Source organism: Mycolicibacterium moriokaense (assembly GCF_010726085.1).
GTDB classification, from domain to species: domain Bacteria; phylum Actinomycetota; class Actinomycetes; order Mycobacteriales; family Mycobacteriaceae; genus Mycobacterium; species Mycobacterium moriokaense.
Genome location: NZ_AP022560.1, coordinates 2683236 through 2700201, shown reverse-complemented (window position 1 = coordinate 2700201; position 16966 = coordinate 2683236). Strand labels below are relative to the sequence as shown.

The following is a 16966-nucleotide window of genomic DNA, read 5'->3' as shown; positions in this document are numbered from 1 at the left end:
GACAGGCGCCCCCCACAGCGGACTCAGCGATCCACAGTTCCCGATACGACACGCCCCACAAATCCACGTCACTAGTGACACCCGGCACACACGTGTGCTACAAATAGGCATATTTCTATTAGTCATATGACCGCGAGGAGGCATCATGACTCGGGCCGTCGAAACCACACCCAGTGCTGTTATCGATAGGGTGTCGCTTGTACTGGATGCCTTCGACGGACCAGGACGTCTGAACCTGGCTCAGATCGTGCGCCGCACGGGTCTGCCGCGCTCATCGGCGCACCGGATGCTCGAGCGCTTGGTGGCGCTGCGCTGGCTGCGCCGCAACGGCCGCGACTACGAACTGGGGATGCGCCTCGTCGAACTCGGGTCACTCGCCGTGCACCAGGACCGGCTGCATTCCGCGGCGATCCCCCTCCTGCACGACCTGCACCGCGCCACCGGACTGGTGGTGCATCTCGCCGTGCTGGACGGCTCCGACGTGATGTACCTCGAGAAGATCGGCGACCGGATGATGGCCGCGATTCCCACCCGCGTCGGTGGTCGCCAGCCCGCGCACTGCGCGGCGGTCGGCAAGGCGATCCTGGCCTACAACAGTGATGCCGATGTCGTTGATCTGAGCACGCGCAAGACCAGATACTCGATCAGCACGCCGGCCCAGCTGCGCGACGAACTGGACAAGGTCCGCGCCCGCGGAGTGGCGTTCGACCGCGAGGAGTCGATCGCCGGATTCGGTTGTGTCGCAGCGCCGATCGGAGCTCCCGGCGAAGCCGTCGCGGCGGTCTCGGTGTGTGGCCCGATGAGCCGGATGATGTTCGACCAGCGTCTCGCCGCTCCGGTACGCATGACGGCGATGGGCATCTGGCGCGATGTGGAGGACGGACCCAGGCGGGTGGCGCCGACGCTGCAGCAGGCGCGTCCGCTTCGCGGCGCGGTACGCCCGGTCGGCGAGTTGCAGTACGCATGAGTCTGGACCCCCAGATAGCGGAGATCATCGAGGCGCTGGACGCCGGGTTTCCGCCCGTGCACACGATGTCCGGGGCGCAGGCCCGCGCCACGATTCGGTCCCGTTTCGTGCCCGCGGCCTCACCCGAAGAGGTCGGCGAGGTTCGCGACACCACGGTGCGCGGGCAGGGCGGCGGCATCGACGCGCGGATCTACCGCCCCGCGGAGATGCCCGGCCCGGTGCCGACGCTCGTGTACGCCCACGGCGGCGGATTCGTGTTCTGCGACCTCGACAGTCACGACGGGTTGTGTCGCGCGTTCACGAATTTGATTCCCGCCGTAGTCGTTTCGGTCGCTTACCGGCTCGCGCCCGAGCACCCGTGGCCTGCGGCCGCCGAGGATGTCTTCGCCGTGGCGCAGTGGGCAGCCCGCAACGCCGACGCGCTCGGTGGCGATGCGAACCGGATCGTCGTCGGCGGCGACAGCGCGGGCGGCAACCTCGCGGCCGCGGTCGCGTTGATGGCCCGCGATCGCGGTGCGCCTGCGCTGGCGGCTCAACTGCTGCTCTATCCGATGATCGCGCCGAACTTCGAGACGGAGTCGTACCACCTTTACGGCGAGGGCTTCTACAACCCACGCCCGGCGCTGCAGTGGTACTGGGACCAGTACGTGCCCTCCCCCGCCAACCGCGAACATCCTTATGCCACACCGCTCAACGGCGATCTGCGCGGACTCCCGCACGCCATCGTCGTCGTCGCCGGCCACGATCCGCTGCGCGACGAGGGACTGGCTTACGGCGATGCGCTCGAGAACGCAGGGGTCGCGACGACGCGCCTCGCCTTCGACGGCGGCGTGCACGGGTTCATGACGATGCCGATGCTGGACCTGGCTCAGCAAGCGCGTAAACAGGTGTGCGCACAGCTGGGAGCGGTCTTCGCCGGGGCGGCTCGTGGCTGACGGTGCGGTATACGTCATTGACCGGGTGGTGACGCGGCCAGGCTGCGCAAAGGCCTTCATTGATTCCTATCTTGCCGAGTACGCTCCCGGTGCCCGTGACCGCGGAATGTCGTTGCGGGACATCCTCGTAAGCCCACCGATCTGGTTCGACGACCAACCGAATACCATCACGATCACCTGGTCGCTTCCCTCCGCGCAGGCATGGTGGGAGATGACCTGGAAGGGTCGCCCCGACGCCCGTATCGGGAAGTGGTGGGACGGCATCGCCGAGCTCATCTCTGAGCGGACCCGCAGTGTCGCGGCCACCCACGATGACGTCGACGGACTCTGCGATGTTTAGTGTCACGCGGCTGATTCATCTCGCACCCGACGCCGATCCGCAGGCATTGATCGGGCAGCTACAGACGACCGCCGGCACATCACATGCCGAACGTGTCGTCATCGCACCAACCCTGGCGGGCAGCCGCAACGGCGGCGACATCCTGATGAATCTGCGGTTCGAAAGTGCCGCCGATTGGGCGACGGCTGCCGAAGGATTCGAAACCGCGCTGTCGGATCCGGCCATCACCCACATCGACGGCGCCGACTACCGCGGCACGGTCCACGACAACGAGACAGGTAAGCAGCCCACCGTTTTTCGGGCGCTCCTGCTGCGAGTGATTCCCGACACCGCCACCGCCACAGTCGAACGGTTCGAAGACGACCTGCAACTGCTGCCGCGCTACGTCCGCACCATCACCTCGTGGCAGCTGAGTCGCGTAGACAACGCGTTAGGCGCATCGCCGTGGACACATGTCTTCGAGCAGGACTTCACTGACGTCGACGGTCTGATGGGGCCCTATCTGATGCACCCGATCCACTGGGCCTACGTCGACCGCTGGTTCGACCCGGAGTGTCCGGAGGTCATCATCCGCGACCGGGTCTGCCACAGCTTCTGCCCGCTGTGACGCGGCCGAGCGTCGAACTACATTCCCGCAGGCAGAATATTCGGGTTGGCCGTCGCGGGCGGTTCCAACGGAGGCAACACTTCGGCGCCGTCCAGGCTGTGCACCACCAGCCCCTGAGACCAGGGATAGTGCAGGCTGAAGGCCACCAGCCCGGTGCGTTCGGCGGCCGGCCGGTGACACATCGCCAGCACAGTCTCGGCCAGATACTCCACCGGCTCGGTCGGGAAGGTCTCAGGGATCAGTTGCGCCGCACCAGGTGTGCGTACCGCTGTGGAAGGCCCGACACAGTTGACCGCGATGTTGGCGTCGACCAGCTCGGCGGCGACGCCCTGGGTGAACCGGTGCAGCGCAGCCTTCATCGATGCGTAGATCACATCACCCGAGGTCTTGTTGTACGCGCGGTACGGCCGCACCGGCGCCACTCCGGTCACCGATCCGATGTTGACGATCCAGCCGGCGCCCTGTTCGCGCATATGCGGGACGGCCGCCTTGGTGAGCTGGAACGGTGCGCGCAAGTAGTGTTCGACGGTGCGGTCGAAGGTGTCGAGCGACATGTTCTCGACCAGTGAATAGTCAGCGAAACCGGCGTTGTTGACGAGGATGTCGAGCCGGCCGATTTGGTCGACGGCCCGTTGCACCAGGCTGTCGCGCTCGTCGGCATTCTCGAGATCGGCTGCCATTCCGATCGCCTGGCCGCCGGCCGCCTCGATCAGCTCGATGGTTTCGCCGATGGTGCCGGGCAGCGCGGCGGCCGATCCCCCGCGCAACGACGGTGACGGCTCGAACGACCGGGCCGTCACCACCACCGTCGCACCCTCTGCGGCTAGGCGCTGCGCGATCGCCCGGCCGATCCCCCGGCTGCTTCCGGTGACGAGTGCCGTTCTGCCGCTGAGTAATTGGCTCATGCGAGGTCGAAATGCTCTTCGATCGGCGCGCGGTGCTGATGCCAGAGGTCGACCAGCCGATACGGCGTTGCGACCACGACCCGGCCCGATCCCGAGCGGTAGTAGGTGTGCGCATTCGGGGTGTGACACCAGACGGTGCCTGCCATCGCCTCGTCGATGCCCCGCACGTATTCGTCGTGGGCGTCACGCTTCACCTCGATGGTGCTTGCACCGCGAAGTGCCATCAGTTGCAGGCACTCGATGACGTAATGCGCCATCAACTCCATCGAGAAGTTCGCGCCCGCACCGTGGCCGGGACTGTAGTTCGGCGCTGAGTTGATGAACAGGTTCGGAAAACCAGGGACGGTGCCTCCGCGGTAGGCGCGTGGACTGTCCCCCCACTCGTCGGCGAGCTTGTGCCCGTTGCGGCCGCGAATATCCATGGTGGACAAGAAGTCCAGATGGTATCCGGTTGCGTAGATGATGACGTCGAGGTCGATGTGGCGGCCGTCCACCGTGACGATCCCGTTCGGGGTGACCGCCGCCGGCTCGCTGGCTTCCACGTCGACGTGATCGCGAGTCAGTGCCGCGTAGTAGCCGCCCGGGTCACGAACGATGCGTTTACCGTACGGCGCGAAGTCCGGCGTCACCTTCTTCGCCAGTTCTGTTCCCTCGCCGAAGGTTCGGTTGATGTAGTCCATGCACAACTGCAGGAGCACATCGTTGGCCTGCGAGATCGACAGGTGGTCCTTCGCCCATTCCGGATCCTGCAAGATGACCGGATAGTTGTTGTCCGCGGTGCCCCAGTAGGACTTCAGTCTGTTCCAGTTCGCGTAGTACGGCAGGTGACGGCCCAGATAGCGCCGATAGTCTGGCACGTCGTCGGACGCCCGCTTGCGTGGCGCCACCCAGTGGGGCTGCCGTTGAAACACCGTCAAATGCTCCACCTGCTCAACGCAGGCATCGACGATCTGGACCGCAGTGCAGCCGGCACCGATGACCGCGACCCGCTTACCTGTGAGATCCAATGAGTGATCCCATTGCGCGGAGTGAACGCTGATGCCCGCGAACGTCTCCCGTCCCGGGACCTCCGGCCACCGAGGACGGTTCAGGTAGCCGGCCGCGGTGACGACGACGCTGGCGAACGTGATGTCACGATTGCCGTCGCGGTCGACCGAATGGATCTGCCACTGGCGCCGGTCCTCGTCCCACCACAAGGCCGTGACCTCGGTGTCGAATCGAGTCCGCTCGCGCAGCCCGTATTTATCCGCAAGCGCCGTCAGGTAGGCCTGGTACTCGCCACCCTGCGGGTAGTAGCTGGTCCAATCGGGGTTCACCTCGCGGGACAACGAGTAGTAGGCCGATGGCGTGTCGACTCCGATGCCTGGATAGGTGGTGGTCAGCCACGTGCCGCCGACTTCGGAGTTGCGATCCAAGAGTTGGTACGAGACCCCCGCATCTGCGGCGGCGAGCGCCGTGATGATGCCTGCCAGGCCCGCTCCCACGATGGCCACGGTCATCGTCGGTGGAATGGGCGTCGTCCGCGGCAGCGTGGGCTGCGACAGCTGGAAACCGCCCTGCTCCAGCAGCAGCGGGACGAACTCGTCGTCGACCGCGGAGCCCAACGCCAATGGCAGCACCCGTCTGAACAGTTCGGGGTCGTCGGCGGCGAGCGCATCATCGGGCCGCGGGCGTTCGAGCGCCTCGATGACAGCCTGCACAAGCGCTTCCGCCGTATCGGGATCGGTGACGCCTGCCCGTTCGGGCGGATCGGGCACATGGGAGATCGCCGGCCCGAACCGGTCGATCACCGCGGTGTCGCCGGTGATCTGGGCTAGTACCGCCACCAGCACGCCGGGGTCGGCCTGGCGCAGGTTGGCCCGCAGTTCGTCGGGATCCGCGCGGTTCGGGGCCGCCGTGGTGTCGGCATCGGTCGTCACGACTGTGAAGTATCGAGGCGTGCGCCGGTGCCGGCGATGCGACTGTCTACTGAGCGGGACACGTGTAGATACCCAAGCGGCGGGCCTGCCTACGCTTCGGCGATGCAACGGGTGCACTACGACGCCGACCACCACGCCTTTGCCGAACTCGCGGGCGATTTCGCGGCCAAGGAGGTCGCTCCGCACCTCGCCGAATGGGACGCCGACGGCATCATTCCGCGGGAGGTGTTCGCCAAGGCCGGTGACATCGGGCTGCTGGGCTTCGCGGCCGACGAACGCTTCGGCGGGGTCGGCGCCCGCGACTTCCGCTACAACCAGATTCTGATCGAAGCGTTCATGGACGCCGACTGTGGTCCGGTGGGGCTGAGTTTCGCCGTCCACAACGACATCTGCCTGCCATACCTCGCCGATCTGACGACACCCGAACAACAGCAGCGATGGCTACCCGGCTTCGTGAACGGCACCCTGATCGCGGCCATCGGTATGACCGAACCCGGCGCCGGATCCGACGTTGCCGGGATCCGCACATCCGCCGTCGACGCCGGCGACCACTTCGTCGTCAACGGCGCCAAGACATTCATCACCAACGGGCAGAACGCAGACCTGGTCATCACCGCGGTACGCACTTCACCGGACCGGCACCGTGGCCTGACGCTGATGGTGCTCGAGCGCGGTATGCCCGGCTTCGAGCGGGGACGCAACCTGGACAAGCTGGGACTGCACTCCCAGGACACCTCCGAACTGGTCTTCACCGATGTGGCGGTTCCCAAGAGCAATGTGCTCGGCGGGGTCGGCAGCGGATTCGCGTACATGATGAAAAACCTTCCGCAGGAACGCATGCAGATCGCCGTCGGCAGCTTGGCGCGGGCCCGTGCAGCGTTGCGCTGGACCGTCGACTACGTACGCGAACGCACCGCCTTCGGCAAGCCGATCGGTGCGCTGCAGAACACCCGCTTCGTGCTGGCCGACGTGGCCACCGAAGTGTCGGTGGCGGAAGCGTTCATCGACCGGTGCGTGACCGAACTCAATGCGGGTCGGCTTTCGCCGACCGATGCCGCCAAGGCGAAACTCTGGGCAACGGAGATGGAGTTCCGTTGCCTGGACTCCTGCCAACAGCTGTTCGGCGGCTACGGTTACATGCGCGAGTACTCGATTGCCCGCGCGGCCATCGACGCCCGGGTCACCCGGGTGTACGGCGGCACGTCGGAGATCATGCGGGAGATCATCGGCCGCGACCTTGCCCTGGTACCCACCGACTGAGGATCACGACATGCAGGTTCGCAGCCACTCCCTGGGCGACATCCCGCGCCGGTCAGCGCGTCGCTGTCCCGACAAGACAGCGATCGTGGACGGCGATGTCAGGCTGACGTTCGCCGAATTCGATGACCTGGTCGATCGCGCTGCAGCCGCGTTGCGGGACAACGGTTTCGCGCAGGGTGATCGACTTGCACTGCTGGCCCGCAACTGCTGGCAGTACGCCGTGCTGGCATTCGCGACCGCGCGCGCCGCGGTCGTGCTCGTGCCGATCAACTTCATGCTCACGGCCGAGGAGATCGCCTACATCCTCGGTCACAGTCAGGCGCGCGGTCTGGTCGTCGAGCATGACTTCGTTTCCACTGCCGCGCAGGCGATGACCCGCGGTGGCTCGGTGACGACGAAAGTGGTGTTGACCACTGGCGAACAGCGCGCTCCGGCCGGGTGGGACGAGTTCGCGCTCTGGCTCACCACAACGACGCCCGCGCCGGACCTCGAGATCCACGACGATCAACTGCTGCGGCTGATGTACACCAGCGGCACGGAGTCCCGGCCGAAGGGTGTGATGCACTCCAGCCGCAGTCTGATGGCGAATTACGTCAGTTCAATCGTCGCCGGGTCGATGACGTCCGACGACGTCGAGATCCACTCGATGCCCCTCTACCACTGCGCGCAACTGGACAATTTCCTCGCCACCGACATCTACCTCGGTGCGACCAGCATCATTCTTCCCCGCCCCGATCCGGAGCTGGTGCTGCGCGGCATCGAGGCCCACGGGGTGACCAATTACTTTGCCCCGCCGACTGTTTGGATCTCGCTACTCCGGTCTCCGATCTTCGACCAGGTTGATTTGAGCAGCCTGCGCAAGGGGTATTACGGCGCATCGGCGATGCCGACGGAGATACTCAACGAACTCCAGGAACGGCTGCCGAACCTGCGGCTCTGGAACTTCTACGGCCAGACGGAGATGGCACCGCTCGCCACCGCGATGGGACCCGAGGACCAGCGTGAGCACGCCGGCGCCGCAGGCAGACCCGCGGTCAACGTCGAGACCGCCGTCATCGACGACAACGACCAACCCGTGCCGCCGGGCACGGTCGGCGAGATCGCCCACCGCGGGCCCCATCTGATGCTCGGCTACCTCGACGATCCGGTCCGCACGGCAGAGGCGTTTCGCGGCGACTGGTTTCACTCCGGCGACCTCGGCTACTTCGACGAGTTCGGGCAGCTGCACGTAGTCGACCGCAAGAAGGACATGATCAAGACCGGCGGCGAGAACGTCGCCAGCCGCGAGGTCGAAGAGGTTATGTATCGGCACCCCAAGGTGGAGGAAGTCGCCGTATTCGGCATTCCGCACCCGGTGTGGGTCGAGGCCGTGGTGCCAGCGGTCGTGATACGGGACGGGGGCACAGCCGACGAGGACGAACTCATCGCGCACTGCCGCAGCCACCTCGCCGGGTACAAGACTCCCAAGCAGGTCTTCTTCGTCGACAGTCTGCCGAAGAACCCCAGCGGCAAGCTGCTCAAACGCGACCTCCGTACCCGGTTCGGCTCAGAGAATGCGTTCCACTCACCGGACACTTTCGCGCCGTAGGGCAACCGGCGGCTGTTGACTGACGCCATGAGCGACGCGATCACGCTGCCCGAGGCACAGGAGTTCATCGCCGGCTTCTGGTACCACTACGACCAGGGACATTTCGACGAGTTGGCGCTACGCATCGGCGATGAGATGGAATACCTCAGCCGATCCGAGTCCGGTGCCTGCCCGTTCGAGGAACTGCTGGCGGCCGAGCTGCATGGCGGCGCCGAAACTCTGGCGTGGCTGACCCAGCACCGCAACGAGAACCCCTACCCGCTGCGCCATCATGCGACGAACATATTCCGGACCGGGGTCGACGGCCCCGTGACCAACGTCCGCTTCTACCTGTTCGTCAACCAGGTCACCAACGCGTTGCCGTTCGCCGTATCCAGCGGTGTCGTCGACGTCGGCATCCGCCCAGCCGACCACGGCCTCGTATTCACGTCGATGAAAGTCATTCTCGACGCTGAGGATTCGGTGCCGCTGGCGGACTACCGCAGCGCGGCCTCCGCGGCCGGCTCCTAAGCGGGTATGTCCGCTCGCGACACCTTCGGCGGCGGTGTTGCCGTCATCACCGGCGCGGGTGCAGGCATCGGTGCGGGTCTGGCGCGCTACGCCGCCGGGCTGGGAATGACGGTCGTCCTCGTCGATGTCGACGCCGCCGCGGTCACCCGACTGCGGGACGAGCTCGGGGGCACTGGGGCCAATGCCGTCGCCGTGGAGTGCGATGTGCGCGAGCCTGATTCGATGCAGGCGCTGGCCGAGCGCACCTACCGCGACCACGGTCCGGTCCGGTTGCTGGTCAACAATGCCGGTGTCGAGCAGTTCGGGTATCTGTGGGACACCCCGGTCGAGAACTGGAAACGGCTGGTCGACATCAACGTCAGTGGCGTCTTCTACGGCGTGCGGGCGTTCCTCCCGCCGATGATCGCGGCCGGGGAACCGGCGTGGGTGTGGAACCTGTCGTCCATCGGCGGCGTCGCCGCCGTGCCCCTGCAGACGCCCTACATCATGAGCAAGCACGCGGTGTTGGCACTCACCGAGTGTCTGCGACTCGAGGTCGAACTGGCCGGCCACGATCACATCCACGTGCAGGCGGTGCTGCCGGGAGCCGTGGCGTCCAACATCTTCGAGTCCGCCGGCGGTGTCGATACCGGCGACGTCGCCGCGGCGGAGTCGCAGCGCAGCGCGATGCTTGACATCAAGGCCGACGCGATGGATCCCGTCGCCGCCGCGGAAGTGGTATTCGATCAGGCCGCGGAGGGACGCTTCTACCTGCTGACCCAACCGGAGTATGTCGGCTCCGCGATGGCCGAACGCGCAGAAATCCTTGCCTCCCAACGGCCACCGGCACTACGCAAGGGCCGTCGCTTCGACCCGTCGCGCCAATGAGACTCGACCCCGACGCCGCCGCCCGAATCGCCTCGTTCGGTGAGGTGCCGCCGATGCGGGTGCGGGGCCTCGCGGCCGTGCGCGAGGCGATCGAGTCCGCACCGCATCCGGACGGCATGCCGTCGATGGCGCATATCGAGGACTGCGCGATCCCCGGCCCCGCCGGTGAGATTCCCGTCCGGATCTACCGCCCCTCGACCGTGTCGGAAGCACCCGTTCTGGTCTACTTGCACGGTGGTGGCATGGTGATGGGGTCCAACCATTCGTTCGAGCCACTGGCGAGAACGCTTGCCGCACAGTCCGACGCCACTGTGGTGTCGGTGGAGTACCGGCTCGCTCCGGAGTCTCCCGCACCTGCCCAGTTCGACGACGCGTATGCGGCCACCGAATGGGTCGCGGGTCACGCCGATCAGGTGGGCGCCGACCCCACCCGACTGGCGGTGGTGGGCGACAGCGCGGGTGGCTCGCTGGCCGCGGCGGTGGCCCTGGCGGCGCGGGATCGCAGCGGCCCCGCCATCTGCTGCCAGGTGTTGCTGTATCCGGGTCTCGACCGCGACATGGAAGCGGAGTCGATCGTCGCGCTGACAGATGCGCCAATGCTGCGTCACGACGACATCCTCTACATGCATGAGCTCGCCGATGCCAGCGGCGGCCCCCACGACGAATACCGTTTTCCTGCCTATGCAACGGATCTGAGTGGTCTGCCGCCCGCGATCGTCGTCACCGCAGAGTGCGATCCGATCCGCGACTGGGGTGAGCGCTACGCGGCACGGCTGCGCGACGCGGGCGTCCAAACCACCGTCACCCGCTATCCGGGCGCGTATCACGGGTTCTTGATGCGCTCGGATGCGACCGCACGCGGGAGGCTCGCGATCGCGGAGATCGGCGGACTCCTGCGCGCGAAGTTCGCTCACCCACTCCCGTTTTAGCGCGAGCAGCAGACACAAAGTGTTCCTACTTCTCGGCGTGTCGTATCACTTTCGGTCTGCTCACCAAGAAATAGACCTCCCGATCACCGGACGGCCACGACCCATGAGGCCCCCGCCGACAGCACACTCGACCCAACGACGACACCCTTAGGAGTGGACATGCTCACCGAAGAACGCCGGATGGAGCTTTCCGACATTCTGCGACCCGTGTCACCGCCTCGCGAGATCGACGGTGTGTACACCGACGATCAACGGGATCGGCTGCTGGACGTCGTCCGCACCCAGGGGCCGTGGCGGCTGATCATCGCGCAGCATTTCGCGTCCGCCGAGGAACTGATCGCCACGATGAGCGGCATGTTCCCCGAGGGCTTCGAGCCGTCGCTGGACTTGTTCCTCACGCCGACCTTTCGCGGCTACCTCGCCAACTACGGCACGGTGCTCTATCCCGAACTGCACGACTGCTTCTACAACCAGCGGTTCGTCGACCTCGCCAAGAGCTATTGGAGCGCCGTATACGCCAAGCCGCAGATGATGCTGTTCAACATCAACGGGCCGTGCGCCAACCGCGACCCCGGCCATCTGGACTCCCCCAGTTTCCGCGGCGTGCGCCACGAGAATGCGCCGACATGGTTGACCAGCGTGATGGGCAAGTCCGGGTTGTTCCGCGACTACCTGATCAAGATGGCCCAGGTGATCACCTGGTTCTCCCACGACGAGGGCAGCGGTTTCACCTACTGGCCCGACGGCCCGCTGAAGGAGCCGCAGCGCGTCAAGCCGCCGATCTACAACCGCGGTGTGCTGGTCCAGAACGAGATGATGGTGCACCGCGGCGAGGCCAACGGCCCGTTGGAGCAACAGATTCCCGCCGGGCTGGCGTTCGACACGGTGTTCACCGGCGATCCCGCCGACCGCGACCATTGGCTGCTCAAGAACGGCGATGACGTGATCGCCCGGCACCACACCGACGAGCTTCGCTTCCTCGTGCATTGGTCGGCTGAGGTGTTCGAGGACTTCGACGAGCTGAAGAAGAACATGGACGGCTCCGACGATCTGACGATCGACAAGGCGATCGACATGCTCGTCGACAACGCCGGCAAGAACGGCGTCAGGCTCGACATTCCCAGTGAGCCGCTACACGATCCGCAGTTCATCATGGCGCTCAACGCAGCCTATGATCTGGGCGGACCGGCGACGTATCCGGACGAGGCACCGATCAGCGCGTTCCAATTGGCCTAGCGTCTACGGCGGTCGCCGAGACTGCGGGCAGATCGCGAATCTTGCTGAAAGCGCGATCTCTCTGGGCCCCGCGAAGCTGGGGACAGGCCCGGCGTTTGAACCTAGCGCACGATCACCGAGCTCGGCTCCCGCGGTGCGCCCATCATGTCGCGGTGCGACGGCGGTTGTCTGCCGTCCTCGTCGGTGATGCCATACCGCTGCGCGATCTCGGCGCCGATCACGGTGTGACCGGACAGCTGTGCGATGTCGGGATCGCGGTACAGCGCGTTGATTACATGGCCGGTGAATTCGGGGGTTTCTGCGTGCTTGGCCGTCTCGGCCAACCCCTCGGGATGGCCGTCGAAGGCACTGCGGATGCGTTCGGTAAGCAGGATCCCCATCCAGATCGACACCGTCGACACCCCGGTGTCGCGGAAGTCGACGGCCATGTCGGCGGCCATCTTGTCGACGCCCGCTTTCTGTGCGCCGTAGGCGGGGCCGTGCATGTAGCACACCGATCCGGGCGACGACGTGAACGCGATCAGCCCGCCGCCTCCGCGCACCATCAGCGGTGCTGCACACCAGGACGCCACATACGCCGACCGCAGGCCCACGTCGAGAATCTCAGCCAACTCGAGAGGCTTCTCCCAGAACGGTTTTGGGCTGACCAGCGCGTCGTGAACGGCCGCGGCGTTGTTCACCAGTAGATCCAGCCGGCCCTGCTCGTCGTTGACTAGCTCGAACAGGGCGGCGACGGCGTCGTCGTCACGGTGGTCGACGGGTACGGCGATCCCACCGTCTCCCGGGTCGCTCACGGTTCTGCCCGTGAGGTACACCCGCCACCCGTCGGCGATGAGCGCGGCGGCGATGCCGCGCCCCGCACCACGACTTGCCCCTGTCACAACCGCCACCGGCGGCTCAGTGTGTGTCACACAGTCGAAGCTACGTCGTCACCCGCACCGATTCATCGACGACGGGCAGATCGCCGCTGCGGACCGCGTCGATGATCGAGGCGGTCAGCGCTGAGCAGCCCAGGAACACTGGACGAGTCGAGTGCGCGGCCAGGCGCTGCGCCTCGCGCCGCTCCAGGCAGGACGCCTGCGCCTGGGCGTTCCACTGGACGCTGGTCTGGTTCCAGCTGCTCTTGCGAGCGGACACGCAGGCTCCACATATGCGGCAGGACACCGGCACCATTGGCGAGTCGGCAAGGCGGTTGTCGGGCCGGACGGCCATCAGGAGCTTCCCGGCCCCGCCGCTTGCGCCCCTTGAGCCTCCAAGTTCTCCTCGACGATCTTCATCCATTCTTCGAGGGGACTGGTGGTGTCGAGCTCGTATTCGAAGCGGTCCACCATGTCGGGCTCGATGTCGGCGACATCGACGTAGAACTGTTCGTACCACCGACGCAGCTGGTAGACCGGCCCGTCCTCCTCGCACAGCAGCGGATTGTCGATGCGCGCCTTGTTCTTCCAGATCTCGACGTCCTGCTCGAAGCCCATCTTTACGAAGTCTCCGAGGGCGATCGCCGTCTGCAGCGCCGCATCGCCGGGTAACGTCTCCGACTTCTTCACGATGATGCCGTACTGCAGCACAAAAGAATTCGCGTCGATGGGATAGTGGCAGTTGATCAGTATCGTCTTGTGGTCGGTGTCCTCGTAGTGGTAGGTCAGGTCGTCGATCATGAACGACGGCCCGAAATACGATGCCACCGAGGTGGTTCCGAGGAGCCGCGTCTCGCCGGGTTCACCCAGATCGGGGCGGCCTCGACTGTTCATGTACTGGGTCGCGACGTGGCCCTCGAAGATGTTCTTGAAGTGCGTCGGCAGCGATCCGTGGATGTAGAAGAAGTGCGCCATGTCGACGACGTTGTCGATGATCTCGCGGCAGTTGGTGTTGACGACAGTGGTGTACCAATGCCAGTCGGTCCACTCATCGCTCGTCGCGCCCTCGATCCGGGGGATGGCAACCTCGGGTGGCGGCGGGTTGCCCTCGGGGTCGTTCCACACGAACAACATCCCGTCCTGTTCGAGGGTGGTCCACGTCGCGGTGCGGGCCAGCCTCGGCGTCCGCTTGCTGTAGGGCACGTTCTTGCATCGGCCGTCGCCGCCCCACCGCCAGTCGTGGAACGGACACGCGATCTCGTTGCCCTTCACCGCACCCTGGCTGAGGTCCCCGCCCATGTGACGGCAGTAGGCGTCGAGCACGTTGATCCTGCCGTCGCCGCTGCGGAACACCACCAGCTTCTGGCCGAAAGCGCGCACGGAGTGCGGTTGGCCGTCGCCGAAGTCCCTGGTCAGGCCCAGGCAGTGCCAGCCGCGGGCGAATCTGGTCGGCGTCGCTGAAGCTTCGATCTGCCGAACCGCATCGGTTTCCGACTGCAACGTCATGGCCTGTTTCTACGTCGGCTGCAGTGCCGATGGAGGCGATCGTCCCGCTGGGAGGGAAACTCCCTACCACCGCGATTGGCCCGACCTAATGTCGAGGCGTGACGAGTGCTTTTCAGGCGACCATCCCCGCGGGCCTGCCGATGACCGATACGACCGTTGATCTGCTTGTCGTGGGCTCCGGTACGGGCATGGCGGCGGCGCTGGCGGCCGCTGAACGTGGGCTGAAGGTGCTGATCGTCGAGAAGTCGCCATATGTGGGTGGGTCCACGGCGCGCTCCGGTGGTGCACTGTGGTTCCCTGCAAGCCAGGTTTTGGCGGAGAACGGCGCGGGTGACACCGCCTCGCAGGCGCGCACGTATCTGGAGTCCGTCGTCGACGGCACCGCGCCCGCGCAGCGATCGGAGAGTTTCGTCGCCCACCTTCCCGAAACGGTGGCGATGCTGCGGCGCACGACACCGCTGAAGTTCATGTGGGCAAAGGAATACTCCGACTACCACCCGGAGCATCCCGGCGGAAGTGCGGTGGGGCGGACCTGTGAGTGCAAACCCTTCAACACCTCGGTGCTCGGCCAGTACGGCTCACGGCTGCGTCCCGGGCTGATGGAGCCAACCGTGCCGATGCCCACCACCGGGGCGGACTATCGCTGGATGAACCTGATGGCGCGGGTTCCCCGAAAAGGCTTGCCGCTCATCGCCAAACGGCTGGCGCAGGGCGCAGGTGGCCTGCTGATCGGCAGGCGCTACGCCGCGGGCGGTCAGGCCCTGGCCGCCGGCCTGTTCGCCGGGATCCTGCGCGCCGGCGTCGGGGTGTGGACGGAGACCGCGCTGGTGCGGTTGATCACCGAGGACGGCAGGGTTACCGGAGCCGTCGTCTCGCACGACGGTCACGAGATCGCGGTCAACGCGCGACGCGGAGTGATCCTGGCGGCCGGCGGATTCGACCACAACATGGACATGCGGTGGAAGTTCCAGTCCGAGTCGCTCGGCGAACACACCAGCCTGGGCGCCGAGACCAACACCGGCGACGCGATCCGGATCGCCCAGGATGCCGGTGCGGGAATCGCTCTCATGGATCAGGCGTGGTGGTTTCCGGCGGTCGCTCCGCTTCCCGGGGGCGCCCCGCTGGTCATGCTGGCCGAACGAGCCCTGCCGGGCTCGCTGATCGTCGACCAGACGGGCAGCCGGTTCACCAACGAGGCGGCCGACTACATGTCGTTCGGACAGTGCGTCCTCGAACGCGAGCGCTCCGGTGATCCGATCGAAACAATGTGGATCGTCTTCGATCAGCAGTACCGCAACAGTTACGTCTTTGCCGCGGATTGCTTTCCACGCCAGCCACTTCCGCAGTCGTGGTACGACGCCGGCATCGCCCACCGCTCATCCGATCTCGGCGAATTGGCCCGAATGATGAACGTGCCGGAAGGACAGTTCGTGGCGACGGTATCGCGCTTCGACCAATTGGCCCGCGCCGGTGAGGATTCCGACTTCGGCCGCGGGAGAAGCGCGTACGACCGATACTACGGCGACCCGACCATCACGCCCAACCCAAACCTGCGCCCGCTGGACAAGGGCCCGTTCTATGCGGTGAAGATGACGCTGAGTGACCTCGGTACGTGCGGTGGCCTGCGTGCTGACGAACGTGCCCGGGTGTTGCGCGAAGACGGCACTGCCATCCCCGGCCTGTACGCCATCGGCAACACCGCGGCGAATGCGTTCGGAGCGACGTACCCCGGTGCGGGCGCGACGATTGCGCAGGGTCTGGTGTACGGCTACATCGCGGCCACAGAAGCGGCGACCGAGGCGGCAGCGACATAGTCACGCGTCGTCGGCTTCGGCCTTCTTCTCGATCTCGTACCAGTAATCCGGTGCGGGCCACGGGATCTTCCCCTGCCCGCCGTCGCCGGCCCGCGGGAACTGGGCCTCCGCCTCGTCGAGTTCCTTGATCATCTTCAAGGTCAGCTCGCGCTCGTTGGCGTAATACCGTTCGGCCCATTGCAGCGCCACGCGCGCATATGCCCATGACGGATCAGCTTTGGCCCACTTCGCGTCCTTGGCCGCGCTGCGGTGCATTTCATCGGCGTAGGCCAGGTGCTCCTGCAGCATCTCCTTGAGCCTGGCCGGAGTGGTGAGGTGCCCGAACGTCACCCTCAGCAACGGGCTGTGCTTGAGCACCGGCGGGTCCAGGGGCGATTCATTCGCCCACCGCGTGAGGGCGTCCATCCCCGCCTCGGTGATTTTGTACAGCCTGCGATTGCGGGTCCCGCCGTCCTCGACACGCGACGTCACATAGCCGAGCTGCTCGAGCTTGCGGAGTTCGGAGTAGATCTGGCTGTACGCAGGGCTCCCGTAGAAGAACCGCATGCTCCAGTCGATCCATTTGCGGATGTCATAGCCCGACAGCTCGTATTCGTAGGAGAGCATGCCCAACAACGCCCAACTGGTCGCCGCGAGGTTCGACTTCCCCTGCTGGTCGCTGCCTTTCACCTGTTCAGCCTAACAACACGGGTCACCCCCGAGTGCGGACTAACCGCTGGGCGGGAC

The 16966-nt window shown here is 65.8% G+C and carries 17 protein-coding genes; 11 read left to right on the top strand and 6 right to left on the bottom strand.

Features of this window, described 5'->3' with window-relative positions; all coding sequences use genetic code 11:
* Window positions 1-145: 145 nt before the first annotated feature.
* Genes G6N43_RS13220 through G6N43_RS13205 form a run of 4 tightly spaced genes read left to right on the top strand, consistent with a single transcriptional unit; the run spans window position 146 to window position 2849 of the window.
* Window positions 146-967, top strand: coding sequence for an IclR family transcriptional regulator (locus G6N43_RS13220; RefSeq protein ID WP_083150109.1), 822 nt, complete (start codon window positions 146-148; stop codon window positions 965-967).
* Window positions 964-1902, top strand: coding sequence for a LipP1 family hormone-sensitive lipase (locus G6N43_RS13215; protein WP_083150110.1), 939 nt, complete (start codon window positions 964-966; stop codon window positions 1900-1902). The genes G6N43_RS13220 and G6N43_RS13215 overlap by 4 nt, the downstream gene beginning before the upstream one ends.
* Window positions 1895-2242, top strand: coding sequence for a hypothetical protein (locus tag G6N43_RS13210; RefSeq protein ID WP_083150111.1), 348 nt, complete (start codon window positions 1895-1897; stop codon window positions 2240-2242). Before G6N43_RS13215 ends, G6N43_RS13210 begins: the two co-directional genes overlap by 8 nt.
* Window positions 2235-2849 (top strand): Dabb family protein, encoded by a 615-nt coding sequence (locus G6N43_RS13205; RefSeq protein ID WP_083150112.1) that lies wholly within the window; start codon window positions 2235-2237, stop codon window positions 2847-2849. Before G6N43_RS13210 ends, G6N43_RS13205 begins: the two co-directional genes overlap by 8 nt.
* Window positions 2850-2866: 17 nt before the next feature.
* On the opposite strand, the gene G6N43_RS13200 is transcribed toward G6N43_RS13205, so the two are convergent.
* Complete coding sequence (locus G6N43_RS13200) at window positions 2867-3754, bottom strand: SDR family NAD(P)-dependent oxidoreductase (RefSeq protein WP_083150113.1); 888 nt, start codon at window positions 3752-3754, stop codon at window positions 2867-2869.
* On the bottom strand, window positions 3751-5673 hold the full coding sequence (locus G6N43_RS13195; protein WP_083150114.1) for a flavin-containing monooxygenase: 1923 nt from the start codon (window positions 5671-5673) through the stop codon (window positions 3751-3753). Before G6N43_RS13195 ends, G6N43_RS13200 begins: the two co-directional genes overlap by 4 nt.
* A 102-nt stretch (window positions 5674-5775) precedes the next feature.
* Between G6N43_RS13195 and G6N43_RS13190 the strand changes: the two genes are divergently transcribed.
* From G6N43_RS13190 to G6N43_RS13165, 6 genes are all read left to right on the top strand, one after another.
* Complete coding sequence (locus G6N43_RS13190; RefSeq protein ID WP_083150115.1) at window positions 5776-6933, top strand: acyl-CoA dehydrogenase family protein; 1158 nt, start codon at window positions 5776-5778, stop codon at window positions 6931-6933.
* 10 nt (window positions 6934-6943) lie between these two features.
* Window positions 6944-8521: an acyl-CoA synthetase gene (locus G6N43_RS13185; protein ID WP_083150116.1), complete on the top strand. Its 1578-nt coding sequence runs from the start codon at window positions 6944-6946 to the stop codon at window positions 8519-8521.
* 27 nt (window positions 8522-8548) lie between these two features.
* On the top strand, window positions 8549-9031 hold the full coding sequence (locus G6N43_RS13180; RefSeq protein WP_083150117.1) for a polyketide cyclase: 483 nt from the start codon (window positions 8549-8551) through the stop codon (window positions 9029-9031).
* 6 nt (window positions 9032-9037) lie between these two features.
* Window positions 9038-9898, top strand: coding sequence for an SDR family NAD(P)-dependent oxidoreductase (locus G6N43_RS13175; RefSeq protein ID WP_083150118.1), 861 nt, complete (start codon window positions 9038-9040; stop codon window positions 9896-9898).
* Window positions 9895-10827, top strand: a complete 933-nt coding sequence (locus tag G6N43_RS13170; RefSeq protein WP_083150119.1) for an alpha/beta hydrolase — start codon at window positions 9895-9897, stop codon at window positions 10825-10827. The genes G6N43_RS13175 and G6N43_RS13170 overlap by 4 nt, the downstream gene beginning before the upstream one ends.
* Window positions 10828-10986: 159 nt before the next feature.
* Window positions 10987-12063 (top strand): hypothetical protein, encoded by a 1077-nt coding sequence (locus G6N43_RS13165; RefSeq protein ID WP_083150243.1) that lies wholly within the window; start codon window positions 10987-10989, stop codon window positions 12061-12063.
* A gap of 101 nt (window positions 12064-12164) precedes the next feature.
* On the opposite strand, the gene G6N43_RS13160 is transcribed toward G6N43_RS13165, so the two are convergent.
* From G6N43_RS13160 to G6N43_RS13150, 3 genes are read right to left on the bottom strand one after another with little or no spacing between them, the layout of a single operon-like run.
* Entirely contained in the window at window positions 12165-12974 is an 810-nt protein-coding gene (locus G6N43_RS13160) for an SDR family NAD(P)-dependent oxidoreductase (RefSeq protein ID WP_083150120.1), read from the bottom strand.
* Between the two features lie 10 nt (window positions 12975-12984).
* Window positions 12985-13275 (bottom strand): ferredoxin, encoded by a 291-nt coding sequence (locus G6N43_RS13155; protein ID WP_083150121.1) that lies wholly within the window; start codon window positions 13273-13275, stop codon window positions 12985-12987.
* Window positions 13275-14426, bottom strand: a complete 1152-nt coding sequence (locus tag G6N43_RS13150) for a 3-ketosteroid-9-alpha-monooxygenase, oxygenase component (protein ID WP_083150122.1) — start codon at window positions 14424-14426, stop codon at window positions 13275-13277. Before G6N43_RS13150 ends, G6N43_RS13155 begins: the two co-directional genes overlap by 1 nt.
* A 140-nt stretch (window positions 14427-14566) precedes the next feature.
* Here G6N43_RS13150 and G6N43_RS13145 point away from each other — a divergent pair, with 140 nt between their 5' ends.
* Window positions 14567-16240, top strand: coding sequence for a 3-ketosteroid-delta-1-dehydrogenase (locus G6N43_RS13145; protein ID WP_234810036.1), 1674 nt, complete (start codon window positions 14567-14569; stop codon window positions 16238-16240).
* On the opposite strand, the gene G6N43_RS13140 is transcribed toward G6N43_RS13145, so the two are convergent.
* Window positions 16241-16909 carry a PadR family transcriptional regulator gene (locus tag G6N43_RS13140; RefSeq protein WP_234810031.1) on the bottom strand — a complete coding sequence of 223 codons (669 nt, stop codon included), beginning with the start codon at window positions 16907-16909 and terminating at the stop codon, window positions 16241-16243.
* Between the last annotated feature and the right edge of the window lie 57 nt (window positions 16910-16966).